9 protein-coding genes and 1 tRNA gene are annotated in these 16,675 nt (G+C 63.4%); 3 read left to right on the forward strand and 7 right to left on the reverse strand.

Translation table 11 applies throughout. From position 1 onward, the window contains the following. The first annotated feature begins 179 nt into the window (after positions 1-179). Entirely contained in the window at positions 180-4,436 is a 4,257-nt protein-coding gene (locus HMPREF2874_RS05610) for a non-ribosomal peptide synthetase (RefSeq protein ID WP_210397973.1), read from the forward strand. Between the two features lie 176 nt (positions 4,437-4,612). Here the strand turns inward: HMPREF2874_RS05610 and aceE are convergent, their stop codons facing one another. Then, positions 4,613-7,345, reverse strand: coding sequence for a pyruvate dehydrogenase (acetyl-transferring), homodimeric type (gene aceE / locus HMPREF2874_RS05615; RefSeq protein ID WP_070649282.1), 2,733 nt, complete (start codon positions 7,343-7,345; stop codon positions 4,613-4,615). A 495-nt stretch (positions 7,346-7,840) separates the two neighbouring features. On the opposite strand from aceE, the gene HMPREF2874_RS05620 reads away from it, so the two are divergent. Both HMPREF2874_RS05620 and gndA read left to right on the forward strand, forming a co-directional pair. Further along, positions 7,841-7,913 (forward strand) — tRNA-Val (locus tag HMPREF2874_RS05620). A 193-nt stretch (positions 7,914-8,106) separates the two neighbouring features. After that, positions 8,107-9,579, forward strand: coding sequence for an NADP-dependent phosphogluconate dehydrogenase (gene gndA / locus HMPREF2874_RS05625; protein WP_049333176.1), 1,473 nt, complete (start codon positions 8,107-8,109; stop codon positions 9,577-9,579). Between the two features lie 173 nt (positions 9,580-9,752). Here gndA and epsC read toward each other — a convergent pair whose 3' ends face one another. From epsC to HMPREF2874_RS05655, 6 genes are all read right to left on the reverse strand, one after another. After that, on the reverse strand, positions 9,753-10,337 hold the full coding sequence (gene epsC / locus HMPREF2874_RS05630; protein WP_049333174.1) for a serine O-acetyltransferase EpsC: 585 nt from the start codon (positions 10,335-10,337) through the stop codon (positions 9,753-9,755). A gap of 297 nt (positions 10,338-10,634) precedes the next feature. Continuing rightward, entirely contained in the window at positions 10,635-11,570 is a 936-nt protein-coding gene (cysK, locus tag HMPREF2874_RS05635) for a cysteine synthase A (RefSeq protein ID WP_070649283.1), read from the reverse strand. Positions 11,571-12,184: 614 nt separating this feature from the next. After that, positions 12,185-12,955: a DUF6318 family protein gene (locus tag HMPREF2874_RS05640; RefSeq protein WP_070649286.1), complete on the reverse strand. Its 771-nt coding sequence runs from the start codon at positions 12,953-12,955 to the stop codon at positions 12,185-12,187. Between the two features lie 202 nt (positions 12,956-13,157). Continuing rightward, positions 13,158-14,165, reverse strand: coding sequence for a DUF6318 family protein (locus HMPREF2874_RS05645; protein WP_070649287.1), 1,008 nt, complete (start codon positions 14,163-14,165; stop codon positions 13,158-13,160). A 126-nt stretch (positions 14,166-14,291) separates the two neighbouring features. Further along, positions 14,292-15,134 carry a DUF6318 family protein gene (locus HMPREF2874_RS05650; RefSeq protein WP_070649290.1) on the reverse strand — a complete coding sequence of 281 codons (843 nt, stop codon included), beginning with the start codon at positions 15,132-15,134 and terminating at the stop codon, positions 14,292-14,294. A gap of 282 nt (positions 15,135-15,416) precedes the next feature. Beyond that, entirely contained in the window at positions 15,417-16,556 is a 1,140-nt protein-coding gene (locus HMPREF2874_RS05655; RefSeq protein ID WP_246823783.1) for a DUF6318 family protein, read from the reverse strand. Positions 16,557-16,675: the final 119 nt, after the last annotated feature.

Raw genomic sequence — 16,675 nt, forward strand, 5'->3', positions numbered from 1 at the left:
TACCGCACCCCGGGTGCCTGCCTGCCGGTATTGCAGGCGGGGGCCCGGGGTGTTCTTTCGGTGTTCTACTTTCACCGTTTCGGCTGATTTCAGCTGAGAATGGCGGGGGAGTAGCCCCCCACCTTCACACACACCTCATCCCTAATCCAGACCCCTGTTTCAGACCTTGAGAGGCCACCATGGGCGTAGCTGATACTACCGCTTCCACCTCGTACACCGCGCAGGCCGTACCGAACGGGCAGGCCGAAACCTCCTGGCTGCCGCTGACCGCCAACGCGCGCGGCATCTATTTTGCCGCCGCGATTGACCCGGAAAACCCCTGCTACAACACGGCGGAGGTTCTGCAATGCCCCGCGGACACCGACCTCGCCCTGCTGCGTGAGGCTTTTGAGCAGCTCTACCGCGAGAATGAGGGCTTCCGCGTGCGCACCCGCATTGCGGACGGTGCCGCCTCCCAGCAGATTCTGACCGAGGATGCGTTCCTGGCGGGTATTGACCTGCTCGTGGATGGGGGCGAACTGGAGGAACCCGCCGAGGCGGGGGAGTCGCAGGAACCTGAGCTGCCCGCGCCGGTGCGCGCCTGGGCACAGCGCCTTCTCGCACAGCCACTCGCCACCGATGCGGGCGTGACCGTGCGCAGCGCCGTGGCGCGCTACGGTGGCTTCCTCTGGGTCTACCATTCCTTCTCCCACGTGGTTGCCGATGGTTTCGCCGCGTTCAACGGCCTCTCCCGCGTGGCCGCTATTTACCGTGCCCTGTCCGCCGGCCAGCCGGTTCCGGCAACCCGCCGCCTGAGCCTGCAGCAGCTGCTCGATGCCGACGAGGCCGCCTCCTCCGCCCGTGACGAAGACGTCACCTTCTGGGAAGCGAGCGGCGCCCTGGAGCAGGAGGATACCTCTCTGGCGGGCCGCACCGCCTCCCCATCGGCGCGCGCGGTGCGCCGAAGCTTCGCCATCGACCCGAAGGTTCAGCAGGCACTACTGGATGCCGCAAAGCAGCACGGCGTGTCCTGGCCCGTGCTCGCCGCCGCCGCCGTGGGCTCGTACCTGGCGCGTGTAGGCGGCTACGCGCAGGCTTCGTTCGGTGTGCCGCAGATGAACCGCATGTTCGCTCGCACCCTGCCGGAGGCGACCCGCGCCCTGGGGGCGGCAAGCGCGCAGACCGGCTGTACCGCGGTGAACGTTCTGCCGGTGCAGGTTGCGGCGACCGGCCCCATCGCGGAGTCCCTGCACTCGGTGAAGGAACAGTATGCCCGCAACGCCGAGCACCCACTGGCTCGCCAGGAAGACCTCGAGCGCATCGCGCGTAACGCCCAATCCAGGCTGTTTGGCGCGCAGATTAACGTGGTGCCTTTCGACGCGGTGCTGCCCCTGGCGGTACCCTCCAAGGACAAGTCCGGGGCCCCGGTACCGACTGCGCGCATCCACAATATCTCTGCCGGTCCCGTTGCTGACGTGACCTTCACCCTGCGCGGCATGCCCGGCCGCGGCAACAGTATCTCCTGCGAGATTGACATGAACCCGGCGCTCTACACCGCCGAGGAGCTGGAGCGCCACGCCGCCCGCCTGAGCGAGTGGCTACCCGACTACGCGGCGGAGGCGCAGCGCGAGGACGCCTCCCTGAACAACCTCGGTTTGGCGACCGAGGCTGAACTGGCGACCCTGCGCGAGCTGACCGCCCCGGCGCTTACCGAGCACCCGATGGAGTATAAGACCCTGCTGGGTCGCTTCCGTGATGCGGTGGCGGCGCATCCGCAGGCGCTCGCGGTGCTGGATTCTGCCCCCGCGCCCGGTGAGGTGCTCACCCCCGAGTCGGAGCGCGCCTACGCTTTTGACCGCGCCCTCACCTACGCCGAACTGGACGAGCGCGCCCGTGCGCTTGCCGCGCAGCTGCTGGACTGGGGCGTTCGCCCTTCCGACGCGGTGGGTCTGCGTGTGCACCGCGGCGTGGAGCAGTACGTGGCGCTGTACGCTCTGCTCTACACCGGCGCCACCTACGTGCCGGTGCTTCCGGATCTGCCCGCCGAGCGTGTGGGCGTGATGATGGAGGACGCCGAGTGCTCCCTGCTACTGCACGGCCCCGGTCTGCAGCCGCTGAGCGCGGAAGAGCTGAACCCGCAGGAACCGCAGCGTCACGCGAACCTGCCCCAGCACACCCTACCGCAGCTGACCATCGAGGAAGCTGTACAGGCACCCGCCGCAGAGGAGCTTCCGGGCACGAAAACCGGCCTGGACGAGGACGCTTACGTGCTCTTCACCTCCGGCTCCACGGGCAGGCCCAAGGGCGTTGCCATTAGCCACCGCGCGATTGATAACCGCCTGCGCTGGCAGCAGCACCAGATTCCGGTGGGGGAGGGCGACCGCGTTCTGCACAAGACCCCCATCTCCTTTGATGTGCACGTGTGGGAGCTGTACTGGCCGCTCGCCGAGGGTGCCGCCGTGGTCATTGCCGCCCCGGAGGGTCACCGCGACCCCGCCTACCTGGCGTGCGTGATTGCCGAGCAGTCCGTCACGGCGGTTCACTTTGTGCCGACCATGCTGTCGGCGCTGACCTCTTCGCCGGCGGCGCGCCGCATCCTGGCTGATGCCGGCTTCGGCCGGGATCGAGAGCAGCCCCTGCGCTACGTGGTCTGCTCGGGTGAGGCGCTGCAGAAGGACCAGGTGCAGGCTGCGGGCGAGGTTCTGGGAGTGTACCCGCTGAACCTGTACGGCCCGACCGAGGCGGCGGTGGACGTCACCTTCTGGGAGACCTCCACAGACCCGCAGCGCGAGAGCGTGCCCATTGGTGAGCCGGTCTGGAACACCGGCACCCTGATTCTTGACCCGACCGGCCACCCCGTGCCGGTTGGTGTGACGGGTGAGCTGCACCTGTCGGGTGTGCAGCTGGCGCGCGGCTACAAGAACAACCCGCAGGCGACCGCGGCGGCTTTCGTGGAGCAGGCTCCTGCCGGTGCGCTCCCGCTGCTGAACGGTGAGAGCCAGCGCCTGTACCGTACGGGCGATTTGGCGTGCTGGGAGATTCTTCCCGATGGTCGCGCCGTCATTGGCTACCGCGGCCGCACGGATTATCAGATTAAGGTGCGCGGTCAGCGCCTGGAGCTGGGCGATATTGAGATGGCTCTTGCCGCGGTTGAGGGTGTGAGCGCTTCGGTGGCTCTGCTGTACCGCGGCCTGCGTGAGCCTGCCCTGGCGGCGGTGCTGGAGGTGGGCGATGTGTCCGCCGAGCGTGCCGAGCAGCTGGTGGAGGCGGCGCGCGAGCATTGCGCGCAGGTTCTGCCGGACTACATGGTTCCGACCCTGTGGCATACCCTGCCTGCTCTGCCGGTGAGCCCCTCCGGTAAGGCGGATCGCAAGCTGTTGGCGTCCCTGGACCTGACCCCTCAGACTTCTGATGCTGAGGGTCCGCACGGTCTGCTGGAGCAGCAGCTGTGCTCGATTATTGCGGGTGTGCTGGGTCGTGAGCGTTTCGGCGTGGACGAGGATTTCTTCGCCTCGGGCGGTCATTCGCTGGCGGCTCTTGAGGTGATTGCCGCGGTTGAGGAGCAGCTGGGTCTGAGCGTGAGCATTGGTGCGCTGTTTGCGCATCCGACCGTGCAGGCTTTGGCGGCGTCTATTGCGGGCGAGCGTGGCGAGGGGGCGGAGTTCGCGCCGGTTCTTCCGCTGCGTGAGCAGCCCGTTGCCCCCGATACTACCGAGGCCCCCGCGCCGCTGTTTATCCTGCCGCCTGCGGGTGGTTTGGGCTGGTGCTATGCGGGGTACCTCTCGCATCTTCCGGCTCAGCAGGGTGTGTATGCTTTGCAGGCTGAGGCGTTCTCTGACCCGCAGGCCGACTTTGCGTCGAGCCTGCAGGAGCTGGCTGAGGGCTACCTGAAGCTGATTGAGAAGACCCTGGCGGAGCGTTCGTTGCCGCGTCGTTTTGCGTTGATGGGCTGGTCTGTGGGCGGTACTGCCGCGGTGCAGGTGGCGGCTTTGGCGCAGGCTGCGGGTGCGCAGGTTGAGCGCGTGGTTCTGTTGGATGCGTATCCTTCGGAGCAGTGGCAAGGCGTGCCTGCGCCGGATGAGCAGGAGAGCTTCCGTGCGCTGTTGCGTATGGGCGGTTTGCCGGAGCCTGCCGCCGATGAGCAGCTTGACCTGCCGGGTACGTTGGAGCGTCTGCAGAAGGCGGGTTCGGCGATGGGTTACCTGCCGGAGGAGAAGCTGGGCGTGTGCCTGGGTAGTATGCGTGCTTCGGCGGCACTGATGCGTGGTGCTGAGCAGGCGTTCTTTGAAGGGGACGTGTTGCTGGTGGGTGTGCCGCACGAGGATCAGCCGTACCTGGACGCGGCGGGTTGGGCTGCGCACGCGTCGTCGTTCCGTGCGGTGCTGCTGGAGGGTACGCACCCCGACCTGGTGAATCCGGCGCGTCTGGCGGAGGTGACCGGCCACTTCACCGGCTAAACTCGCCAACGCCCACAAGTAACTGAATTAGCCCGGAGGTAATAGTCGTTACCTCCGGGCTAATTTGGTTAAAACATGCAGTTGAGTTAAAACACGAAAGCCCCCGGTTGATGAATCATCAACCGGGGGCCTTCGTTTAGCGTCTAACGCAGAACCGGGGTTCTACAGCTAAATGATTAGTGCTGCTCCAGCTCGGAGTTAGCGTTCACGTTGAGCAGGTCGTACTTAGCGAATGCCTTCGCGGGAACGTCTGCTGCAACCTCGCCGCGCTTTGCCAGCATCTGCAGGGTGCGGACAACAACCGACTCTGCATCGATGTGGAAGAAGCGACGTGCACCCGGGCGGGTGTCTGCGAAGCCGAAGCCGTCGGCACCCAGGGTTGCGAAGTCGTTCGGAACGAACTGGCGGATCTGGTCGGGAACATCCGAGGTGTAGTCGGTGGTCGCGATGATCGGGCCAGCGGCACCTGCCAGCTTCTGGGTCACGTAAGGAACGCGAGCGGGCTGGTTCGGGTTCAGCAGAGCCTCTTCCTCAGCGGCAATGCCGTCGCGGCGCAGCTCGGTCCACGAGGTGACGGACCAGAGGTCTGCGGAGACGCCCCAGTCCTCAGCCAGCAGCTTCTGAGCCTTCTCAGCCCACGGAACAGCAACGCCGGATGCCAGCAGCTGTGCCTTGGGACCGGAGGTCAGCGGGGACTCGCTGATCTTGTGGATACCCTTGATGATGCCCTCAACGTCAACGTTTGCCGGCTCAGCAGGCTGGTGAATCGGCTCGTTGTACACGGTCAGGTAGTACATGACGTTGTGGTCTTCGTCCTTGGTGCCGTACATCTGCTCGATACCGCGCTCCACGATGTGAGCGATCTCGTAGCCGTAAGCCGGGTCGTAGATCTTGAAGGCCGGGTTGGTGGAGGCCAGAATCGGGGAGTGGCCGTCGTTGTGCTGCAGACCCTCGCCGGACAGGGTGGTACGACCAGCGGTTGCACCGATGACGAAGCCGCGGCACATCTGGTCGGCAGCAGCCCAGAAGCCGTCGCCAGTGCGCTGGAAGCCGAACATCGAGTAGAAGATGTAGATCGGGATCATCGGCTCGCCGTGGGTGTCGTAGGACGAACCCAGAGCGATGAATGCAGCGGTTGCGCCTGCCTCGTTAATACCCACGTGAACGATCTGGCCCTCGGGGGACTCGGTGTAGGTCAGCATGAGCTGGTGGTCAACGGGCACGTAGTTCTGGCCGTTGGGGTTGTACAGCTTAGCCGAGGGGAAGAAGGAGTCCATACCGAAGGTACGTGCCTCATCGGGGGTGATGGGAGCGATACGGTGACCGAAGCCCTTCACGCGCATGAGGTCCTTCATCAGGCGGACGAATGCCATGGTGGTAGCAGCAGTCTGCTTGCCGGAGCCCTTCTTGGTCTGTGCGTAGACCTTGGAATCGGGCAGGGTAATCTCGGGCTGGACGTTCGGACGACCGGGGATGTAGCCGCCGAGTTCCTTACGGCGTGCCTGCATGTACTGCAGTGCCGGGTGGTTTGCCTCGGGCAGGTAGTACGGCGGGTTGTACAAATCCTTCTCCAGCTCCTCGTCGGAGATGGGGATGTTCAGGTGGTCACGGAAGCCCTTCAGTGCTTCCATGGTGAACTTCTTGATCTGGTGGGTGGAGTTACGTGCCTCGAAGTAGGGGCCAAGCTCTGCACCCTTAATGGACTGTGCCAGGATGACGGTGGGCTTGCCCTTGGTCTCCATAGCTTCCTTGTAGGCTGCGTAGAGCTTCTTGTCGTCGTGGCCACCCAGGCGCAGGTTGAAGATCTGCTCGTCGGTCAGGTCTGCAACGAGTTCCTTGGTTTCGGGGTACTTGCCGAAGAAGTGCTCGCGGATGTAGCCACCGTCTTCGCCACGGAAGGTCTGGTAGTCACCGTCGAGGGTCTCGTTCATCAGCTGGATAAGCTTGCCGCTCTTGTCCTTCTTGAGCAGCTCGTCGTAGTCGGAGCCCCACAGGACCTTGATGACGTGCCAGCCTGCGCCGCGGAAGAATGCCTCGAGCTCCTGAACGATCTTGCCGTTACCACGAACGGGGCCGTCCAGACGCTGCAGGTTGCAGTTGACGACGAAGGTCAGGTTGTCCAGGTGCTCGTTTGCAGCCAGCTGCAGTGCACCACGCGACTCGGGCTCGTCCATCTCGCCATCGCCCAGGAATGCCCAGACGTGCTGCTCGGAGGTGTCCTTGATCTTGTGGTTGTGCAGGTACTTGTTGAAGGATGCCTGGTGGATAGCGTTCAGGGGGCCCAGACCCATGGAAACGGTCGGGAACTGCCAGAACTCGGGCATGCAACGGGGGTGCGGGTACGAAGGAATACCGTTTGCGCCCTTGGTCTTCTCCTGGCGGAAGCCGTCCATCTGCTCTTCGGTCAGGACGCCCTCAACGAATGCGCGGGAGTAGACACCGGGGGAGGAGTGACCCTGGAAGAAGACCTGGTCGCCGCCACCGGGGTGGTTACGGCCGCGGAAGAAGTGGTTCTGGCCCATTTCGTAGAGGTCAGCGACACCCGCGAAGGTGGAGATGTGACCGCCCACGCCGATGCCCTTCTTCTGGGCACGCTGCACCATGATTGCTGCGTTCCAACGGATCCATGCGCGGTACTGGCGCTCGAGTTCCTCATCGCCGGGGTACTCGGGCTGCTGATCAACGGGAATGGTGTTGATGTAGTCGGTCTTGGTCAGAGTCGGGACCTTAACACCCTTCTCGCCAGCTTCCTTGAGCAGTGCGCGGAGGATGTACTCTGCGCGCTCGGTGCCGTGGGTCTTGATCAGGTCTTCGAGGGATTCAGCCCACTCCTGGGTCTCTTCGACGTCGATGTCCTTCAGGCCATCGAGAAGGGTGCTCAGGGAGTGCTCGTTCGGTACGTTAGCCAAACTAATCCAACCTCTCTTCTGTGCGGTTGTTCAGATGGTTCATGACGCGATTCTGCGTCGTTTGAATCATCTCTATGTTTAAGCGCGGCAGACCGTTAGACCTGCTGCGCTTCTTTCTCTACTATCTTAGACCTAAAAATGGCCTTCATGGCATCAAAATGATGTTTTTGTGATGTTGTTTTCGCACTCTGGGCATCATTGAGGAAAACGGGGCTCAAAAGAGGGGGTGTTAGGGTCTAAATGAACCTATATATCAAGGGAAAACGGGTGACATGGAATTGCCGCGAAGTACCGCTTTTTACCGGGATTTTGGTTGGGGTGAAGGTGTTGTGTTCCGTGGGGTTGTGTGGGATTGAGTAGGACGCAATGAATCCTGGTTCGCGAGCCGGTCAAAAACAGTGAGATGTATAACACGCTTAGATGGTTTGCGTACCCAGAAGTCGGTCTGTATAGTATTACCTTGTGTTCGGCTGACATTCGCTCAGTAAGAACTACGGGTCTTTAGCTCAGCTGGTAGAGCGCCACGTTTACACCGTGGATGTCATCGGTTCGATCCCGGTAGGACCCACCGCTAACCCCGGTACCGCACGGTACCGGGGTTTTGTTTACCCTCAGCGATTTACCCGCCCAGCGTATTCCCCCGCGCGTATCCCGATGCGTGCCCCGGCGCATTTCTCCAAGAGTGAGAAGAACAGCTCATCAGGGTATAAAAGTACACTCCACCTGTATATAGCCTGCCCTCAGCGCGTATCCTTATATACATGACTGAAAACAAGAAGGCACAGATTGGTGTTACCGGCCTTGCTGTCATGGGTGCAAACCTCGCCCGCAACCTGGCACGCAACGGCTACACCGTGGCACTGCACAACCGTTCCGCTGAGAAGACCGACGCCCTGCTCGCCGAGCACGGTGCAGAGGGTGACTTCATCCGCACCGAGTCCCTGCAGGAACTCGTCGACTCCCTCGAATCTCCCCGCCGCATCCTGATCATGGTGAAGGCGGGCGCACCCGTCGACTCCGTGATCGAGCAGCTCACCCCCCTGCTGGACGAGGGTGACATCATCATCGACGGCGGCAACTCCCACTTCCCCGACACTATCCGCCGCGAGCGCGCACTGGCCGAGAAGGGCCTGCACTTCGTGGGCGTCGGCGTGTCCGGCGGTGAGGAAGGCGCCCTCTGGGGCCCCTCCATGATGCCCGGCGGCTCCGCCGAGTCCTACAAGCACATCGGCCCCATGCTCGAGAAGATTGCCGCTAAGGCTCCCCAGGACGGCGCACCCTGCTGCGCATGGATCTCCACCGACGGCTCCGGCCACTTCGTGAAGATGGTCCACAACGGCATCGAGTACGCCGACATGCAGGTGATTGGCGAGGCCTACGACCTGCTGCGTTCCGTGGCCGGCATTGAACCCGCCGAGCAGGCAGAGATTTTCAAGGCCTGGAACAAGACCGAGCTGAACTCCTACCTGATCGAAATCACCTCCGAGGTGCTCGCACAGGTGGACGCCAAGACCGGCAAGCCTCTGGTCGACGTAATCGTTGACGCCGCCGGCCAGAAGGGTACCGGCCTGTGGACCGCTAAGGCCGGCCTGGACCTCGGTTCCCCCGTCTCCGCCATCGCAGAGTCCGTTTTCGCCCGCGCCCTGTCCTCCGTCGATCGTGAGCAGCGCGAGCAGGCTCAGCGCGAGCTGTCCGCCGGCCTGATTGCCACCACCGGTGTGGGCGCCGGCGACCCCGAGTTCGTTGAGGACGTGCGCCGCGCACTCTTTGCATCCAAGCTCGTGGCCTACGCACAGGGCATGGACCTGCTCACCCGCGCAGGCAAGGAGTACGGCTGGGACCTGAAGCTGGACACCATCGCATCGCTGTGGCGCGCCGGCTGCATCATCCGCGCCGAGCTGCTGGGCGACATCATGGCCGCCTACGCTGACGAGGCCCCCGCGAACATGCTTCTGGCACCCGCCTTCAAGAACCTCATGGAGGAGCTCGTTCCCTCCTGGCGTCGCGTGGTGGCTAAGGCAACCGCACTGGGCATCCCCGTGCCGGTGTTCGCTTCCGCACTGTCCTACTACGACGGCCTGCGCCGCCACCGCCTGCCCGCCGCCCTGATTCAGGGCCAGCGTGACTTCTTCGGTGCGCACACCTACGGTCGTATCGACGAAGAGGGCGCCTTCCACACCATGTGGAGCGGTGACCGTTCCGAGGTGAACGCAGCGGATATCCACGTTCACTAAGCTCCCGTAGCTGAACGTGAAAGGCCCGCCCCGGCCGGATTTCACATCCGGCGGGGGCGGGCCTTTGCTATGTCTTCTTGATGTCTCGGCTATGCGCCGTTGTTCACGGCGCCGAAGAGCACCGCAGGGAGCCTCCCAACGCGCCGCTACGGGGCGCAGAAAGCGGGGAGGAGCTAAATCCACATGGCGGGGTCAATATACTCCACGGCGTCCACCAGGGGCTTCTTCTTCTCGGGGGTGCGCGGGCGGTGCTTCGCGGGAATACCGGTAATAATCGAATCGGCCGGGTGATCGTTGACGACCACGGCGTTCGCACCAATCGCGCTATCGGAGCCGATCTCCACCGGCCCCAGCACCTTCGCGCCGGCACCAATGGTCACGCGGTCACCAATCGTGGGGTGACGCTTCACCTTTTCGAGGGAACGGCCGCCCAGGGTTACGCCGTGGTACAGCATCACGTCGTCGCCAATCTCGGCGGTCTCACCAATCACGATACCCATGCCGTGATCGATGAAGAAGCGGCGGCCAATCGTGGCGCCCGGGTGAATCTCCACGCCGGTCAGAAAACGGGCGAACTGCGAGAGCGTACGCGCCAGCGACTTCGTCTCTTCCTTCTGCCAGAGCTTATGCGTGAGGCGGTGCGCCCAAATGGCGTGCATGCCCGAATAGTTCAGAGCGATCTCGACAGCGCCACGGGCAGCGGGGTCGTGCTGGCGGACGTTCTCAATATCTTCACGCAGGCGCGCAATAAAACTCATGGGGTTCCCTTTCCCTCAACGGTCGTGCTCTGTATGTGTGCGACCTTTCCAAAGGTACCAACAACGGTGCTCATTCACCTATTCCCGAACTCTGTCGTCGTCATAGTGAGCGCTCTCTTTAACATCTCGGTCACAATTGCGTGCGGAACGTAATATTCGGGCTCGGGCGGGCCCTAAGCGGGGGAGCATCGCGGGGGAACGCAAACGCTCCGCCCCGGCGTGCAACCGGGACGGAGCGTCGAACACTGCGTACTGTTCTAGACGGCGGCCCCACGGGGGCCGAAGACCGGGGGTCTACTAGCCGCGGATGTCCTCGTAGAGGGCGGTGGAGATGTAACGCTCACCGAAGTCGGGAACGATAGCCACGATCAGCTTGTCCTTGTTCTCGGACTTCTTGGCCTCTTCCAGAGCTGCCCAGACGGCCGCGCCGGAGGAGATGCCGCCCAGGATACCTTCCTGGGTGGCCAGCTGGCGGGAGGTGCGCATAGCGTCCTCAGCGCTGACGGCGGTCACGGAATCGTAGATGCCGCGGTCCAGGGTCTCGGGAACGAAGTTGGCGCCCAGGCCCTGAATCTTGTGGGGGCCAACGCGACCCTCGGAGAGCAGCGGGGAGTCCTTGGGCTCCACGGCGACAACCTTAATGTTGGGGTTCTGCTCCTTCAGGTACTTACCCGAACCGGAGATGGTGCCGCCGGTACCGATGCCGGCCACGAAAATGTCGACCTTGCCGTCGGTTGCTTCCCAAATCTCGGGGCCGGTGGTCTTGTAGTGAATGGCGGGGTTAGCCTCGTTGGAGAACTGCGAAGCCAGGATAGCGTTCTCGGTGTTGGCAACGATTTCCTTAGCCTTCTCCACAGCGCCGCGCATACCCTCGGTACCGGGGGTCAGCACGATCTGCGCACCGTATGCGCGCAGCAGGACGCGGCGCTCAGCGGACATGGTCTCGGGCATGGTCAGGATGACGCGGTAGCCACGAGCCGCACCGACCATGGCCAGGGCGATACCGGTGTTACCGGAGGTGCCCTCGACGATGGTGCCGCCGGGCTTCAGAACGCCGGACTCCTCGGCGGCGTCGATGATGGCGCGGCCGATACGGTCCTTGACGGAACCTGCGGGGTTGTAGAACTCGAGCTTGACGGCGACGTTACCGGGCAGGCCCTCGTCCAGACGGTTCAGGCGGACCAGGGGAGTCTCGCCGATAGCCTCGACGATGCTGTTGACAATCTTTGCCATGGAGGTGCTCCTTCTGAGCATGGGGGAGGGGACTACCGGAATAGCTGGGCCTCCCCAGTGAATAATTTGGGTACGTGGACACTCTACTACTCGGCGGCGGCAGGTTTAAACCTGCGGTCACAGTTCGTAACATGACTTTTCGTGACCGGGAAGCCTACACGAGCGCGCATCAACGGGGTGCCCCGGCGGTGCCTCCACGCCGGATCCCTCGAGGCTTTCGCCGGATGCATCGCCTCAACCTATGCCGTGACCGGAACCTCGGCGGGTACCTTGAGTGGGCAAAAAGAAAAGCACCGCGCCTCACCTTTGTCCTAAAGGCTCTCCCTCACGGAGAATGCGCGGTGCTTTCTTGAAACATTATGTAGCCCAAAAAGACAACCTCTGTATATAAGAGTAGTGGTGAACCCCGTTCACCGCAAGTCTAGGCGGGCCATTTTATTGCTACTGGATGAAAAAATATTTGCGGCTCGCGTTACGGCTCCTGTTACGGAGGGCGCAAACCTCTCACATACACTCCGCGGACGACCCAAAAGCGCATCCGCGGAGCGCCCCCGGAACGAACATTCGAGTGAACAACCGGTCCGAGAGCGAGGACAAACGCGAGGGCAAACCGACTAGTTGATGTCCATGTGGAGGTCCCACTTATTGTTCAGGTAGCGGCCCACGGCCTCACCGAACATCTTCACGTGACGCTTATCAGCCGCCACGGTCTGCTCCTTGCCGTCCTTGAACAGCTTCTCACCCAGATCCACGTTCAGGGTCACGGTCCAGTTGTACGCACCCTGAGCCAGAACCGGCTGCTTGGTTTCAATGGTCAGGGTAGCGGTCGGGTTCACGTACCAGGTCTTCTTCGCATCAATACCGGACTTGGTGGAATCTGCGTACTTCTTCATCGCGGCCAGGGTCTCCTGGTCGGTACTGACCTCGTTCATGTAGTGCATATCGCCGGTGCGCAGCAGGTACTCAAACGCCGCACCAAAGTAAGCCAGCGCCGAGGCAAAACCGGCCACCGAATTCTGGTGCATGGTCTCCGGCACGACCGGGGAGGGAACATTCTGCGGCGGGTGCTCAGCGTTACCCGGCTGGGACTCACCGTGGTCTTCCATCTTCTCCAGCTTTGCTACACCGCGGTAGTCCTTATCGTCGTTGGGCAGCGGCGAGTTCGTTGCGGTTGCCGATGCGCTCGCCGAGGGCGAAGCGGAAGCGCTCGGAGAGGCAGTCTCGGAGGCGCTAGCCGAAGCAGTCGTCTCGGAGGTAGCGGAGGGGGAACCAGAGGGGGATGCGGAGGCCTCGGAGGAAGCCTTCGAACCGCAGGCCGCCAGTAGCGCCATGGAGCTGACGCCCAGCACACCCAGCGCCGCGCGGCGGGTCAGAATCTCGGACATAGTGATACCTTTCAAACATTCGGTGATTGCAACCAGTTTAACCGCAAACGCGCCTCAATACAGAGTCCGGACCGGCCCGAAGACGCGGCCGCGTGAGAAGTATCTCGTTCGGCGAGGAACGAACGAAAGCCCGGCCAAACGGCGAACCAGCTCACGAACGCGGGACGCAATCCGGGCTAGGGCTGGCCAGGGCTGGCTCGAGCTAGGAAGCGGAAGGAGAGCCCGCCGCGGAGCTCTCCACGGCGGAACCCGCAGAGGCGCTGGCCGAACCCGCAGGGGTGCTGGCAGAACCCGCAGGGGCGCTGGCAGAAGCGGAAGCCGCGCCTCCCTGCAGAGTGGCACCGTACGCAACGCTCAGCTCCCACATCTTCGAGTCGGCGTGGTAGCGTCCGCGGAAGTCGCACTCCTGAACCGTCACCTGAGAAGCAGGGCCCGCGGCGGAAGGAGAAGCCGAAGCCGTGGTAGCCTCACCGGAAACCAGCGCGTCCTCGGAAGGCTCGGTAGCCTCGGCCGATGCGGAGGCGCTCGCAGAAGCAACCACCGGCTGCACCTTGCCCTCGGCCACCGCCTCCGCGCCAAAGTCAAGGGTGTACTGACCCTTGAAGAGCAGGTTGCCGTCACTCATGATGGACGGCTGCGCGCTCGAAAGAGCGTAAGAAGCCGAGGGGTTCACGTACCAGGAGCCCTTCTCAACACCCGCCAGAATCGACGCCGAGAGGGCGTCCACCTCGGAGCGGGTCTTCGAAGCCAGGGTGATACCCGTCGAGAACGCCTCAGTGCTACCGGTCTTCACCAGGTAATCCATCGCCGCCGCAAAGTATGCAATGGCCTCGTGAAAACCCGTCACCGTATTCATCGAAAGCGCGTCGGTCACCTGCGGCTTAGGCGCGTTACGCGGCGGATGATCAACGGTGCCCGGCTCATAGTCCAGAGCACCCTCAAAGTGGGTGTACTCCACCGTTCCGGAGTAGTTCTTACCGTCGTCGGTGTAACCGTTCGGGTTAGCGCTCGACTTCGAACCCGAAAGGCTACCACCCTGGTTGCCGCTTCCCTGCGACCCCGAATTTGAGGAACCGCAAGCGCTCAGCAGGAGCGCGGCGGCGGCTGACCCCGAAAGGCCCAGACCCGCGTGAATGAGAGAACGGCGGGAGACACCGCGCGAAACCCGAGCGGACGCGGGGGAAACGGAAGAATCGGAAGGGAAAGTCATCGGAAATACACCTCACGTAGATGGGGTATGGGGCGTGACGTAATGATCCATAATTACAGGCCCCGACTAGAAGTCATGCCCTAACCCGACGGGCAGGCTAGGGCATGGGCGCCATTCGGCAAAGATTTAGAGCTTATCATCGGAACCGCTACCACCGGAGCTACCGGTGTTGCTGTTGCCGGAACCGTCGTTACCGCCGGTCTGCGAGCCCGCGCCGCCACTTGCCGGCGCCGAGGCCTGAACCTCGTACTCGTCCTGGATAGTCAGAGCCCAGTCGTTCTCCTGGCGCACACCCGTGACAACCAGACCGCGCTCAATGCGACGTTCCTTCTCGGAAATCGACACCGGGGCACCGTCCAAGACCATGGTCGGGCCCAGATCAATCACCAAGTCGAAGGTCCACTGAACGCTCTTCTTCACCAGGGTCGGAAGAGCCGTGTATGCCTTCAGAGTCACCTTCGGCGATACGTACCAGTCGTGTGCCTGGGTGCTTGCGTTGCTCTCGTCCACGAACATCGAAAGGGAGGAAATAAACTTCTCATCGACCTTCGATTCGCGCAGGGGAGCGGGGTCACCGGTCAGCACCAGGTAGTTGATGGCCGCGTAGACAAAACCGATTGAATCGTACAGGCCCTGCACCGAGTTCTGCGCCGCGCTCTCTGGACGCTTGGGCACCGGCACGTTCTGCGCCGGGGCAGACTCCGTGGCCGCAACAAATTCGCCCTTGGACTCGAAGTGATCGAAGGTTACCTCGCCGCTAAAATCGGTGCGAGCCGACGCGGAGGGAGTCACCACCGGCTCATCGGGGTCAGCCGACGCGGAGGGGTCGGAGCTACCACCGCAGGCGGCCAGCAGAGCACTCAGCGACACGCCCGCAACGCCAACACCGGCATACCGCAGGGCGGCTCGTCGGCTCAGACCGGACGCGGAACGGGGGGACTGCCCGGAGGCATGGGGGAAAAGTGCCACGGAGTACCTTTCGCGTGAAACTCTCGTATGAGAGGAGTGAAGGAGTGAGAGGAAAGCCCGTCGCCGACGGCGCGAGACGCCGGATGGCCGTACCGAATCGTCGTCAAACGAGACAGTCCTAAGTATAACGCGCACGCGCACCCGCGGCCGGGCACATCACCGACGCACAGGGGGTGATATGCCGCCCATCGTAGGCTCGGGTCCGTCCACACTCCGACCCGTGTAACGTTGGTAGGGTGGCCGGGACTTGCGGACCGCTCACTCGTTCGTCCTCTCGGCGGGCTATCGGGTCGCCGGAGCCTCGGCCGCAGCGGGGTTGGCAGCGTCGCCCGCGGGATGATCCGCGGCACCACCGGCGGTCGGAGCCGCGGGGTTCTGCTGAGTCGGGTTTTGCTGGGCCGGATTCTGCTGGGCCGGATTCTGCTGGGCGGGGGCCTCAGCGCTCTGCTGGCCGGCCGGAGCCGCGGGGGTTGCAACATTCTGCGCGGGGGCGTTCTGTGCACCACCGTTCTGGGCCGTGCCGTTCTGCGCGCCGGTATTCGCACCGCTTCGCGCGGAACCACCCGCGTTAGCGCCAGAACCGGCGTTGGAACCCGAACCGGTGTGAGCCGCCGCGGTGCTGTCATCGGTCACCGTCGGCGTGTAGGTCGAGGAGGGCTGCGGGCGCGAGGTATGCATCGGCTTAGGCGTCATCGACGGATCGTATTGCTGCGCCGAAATCACCGTCCAGCGCTTCGCCTCTTCGTCGTACTCGGCGTAGAGGGCCGTGATATCCTGCGCCTCGGTGTTCTCGAGAGGCTTGGTCGTATTGGTGGCCTTTTCCACCACCAGACCGTGCTCCTGCGTCACCGAGCAGGCCCACGAGTACTTCGTACCGCGCGTAACCGGCTGCTTCTCGGTCAGACGGTAGGTCCAGCCGCCGTCCACAAGCCAGTTCGTGCCCGGTGCGTAGAAGGCGCGTAGCTTCTCGAGCGAGGCGCGCTGCGGGGCGTTGTCGGGATGCACAACCTGCAGGGCCGGACCCGTGTCACCCGTGGTGCGCGCATAGTTCACGGCCGCCGCGAAGTACGCGAAGGTCGCGCGCAGGCCGCGAGCGTTCTTGTCGTACATGGTCTCATCCTCGATGGGAATCGGCACCGAGCTCGCCTTGGCATCCACCGAAGCCGGGCCCGCGGTCGGCTCGATCGTGTACACCTCGCCGGTGGTCGGGTCGGTGCTACTGATCGCGGAGGCGCCGTGGCCTGGAACGAACTTGGTCCACTTCAGCTCGCCGGAGAGGTTATCGTACGCGCCGGCAATCGTGGCGGAGGCAGTGGCGGAGGCGGTGGCCGTCGAAGTGCTCTTCGACCCGCAGGCGGCAAGCATCGCGCCCAGGGCTGCGGTGCCCGTGACGGCGAAGAAGCGGCGGCGGCTGTGAATCATGATGATCCCCTCGAACATGATGTGAAACGGAAGTATCGGTGGTGTGTTGTGAGGCCCGCACGCGATGCCCCCGTCGATGCTGAAGGAAGCACAGGCGCGAAGCCCGTATAGCCCTAAGC

Origin of the sequence: Rothia sp. HMSC068F09 (assembly GCF_001812775.1) — a bacterium.
Classification (GTDB): Bacteria; Actinomycetota; Actinomycetes; order Actinomycetales; family Micrococcaceae; genus Rothia; species Rothia mucilaginosa_A.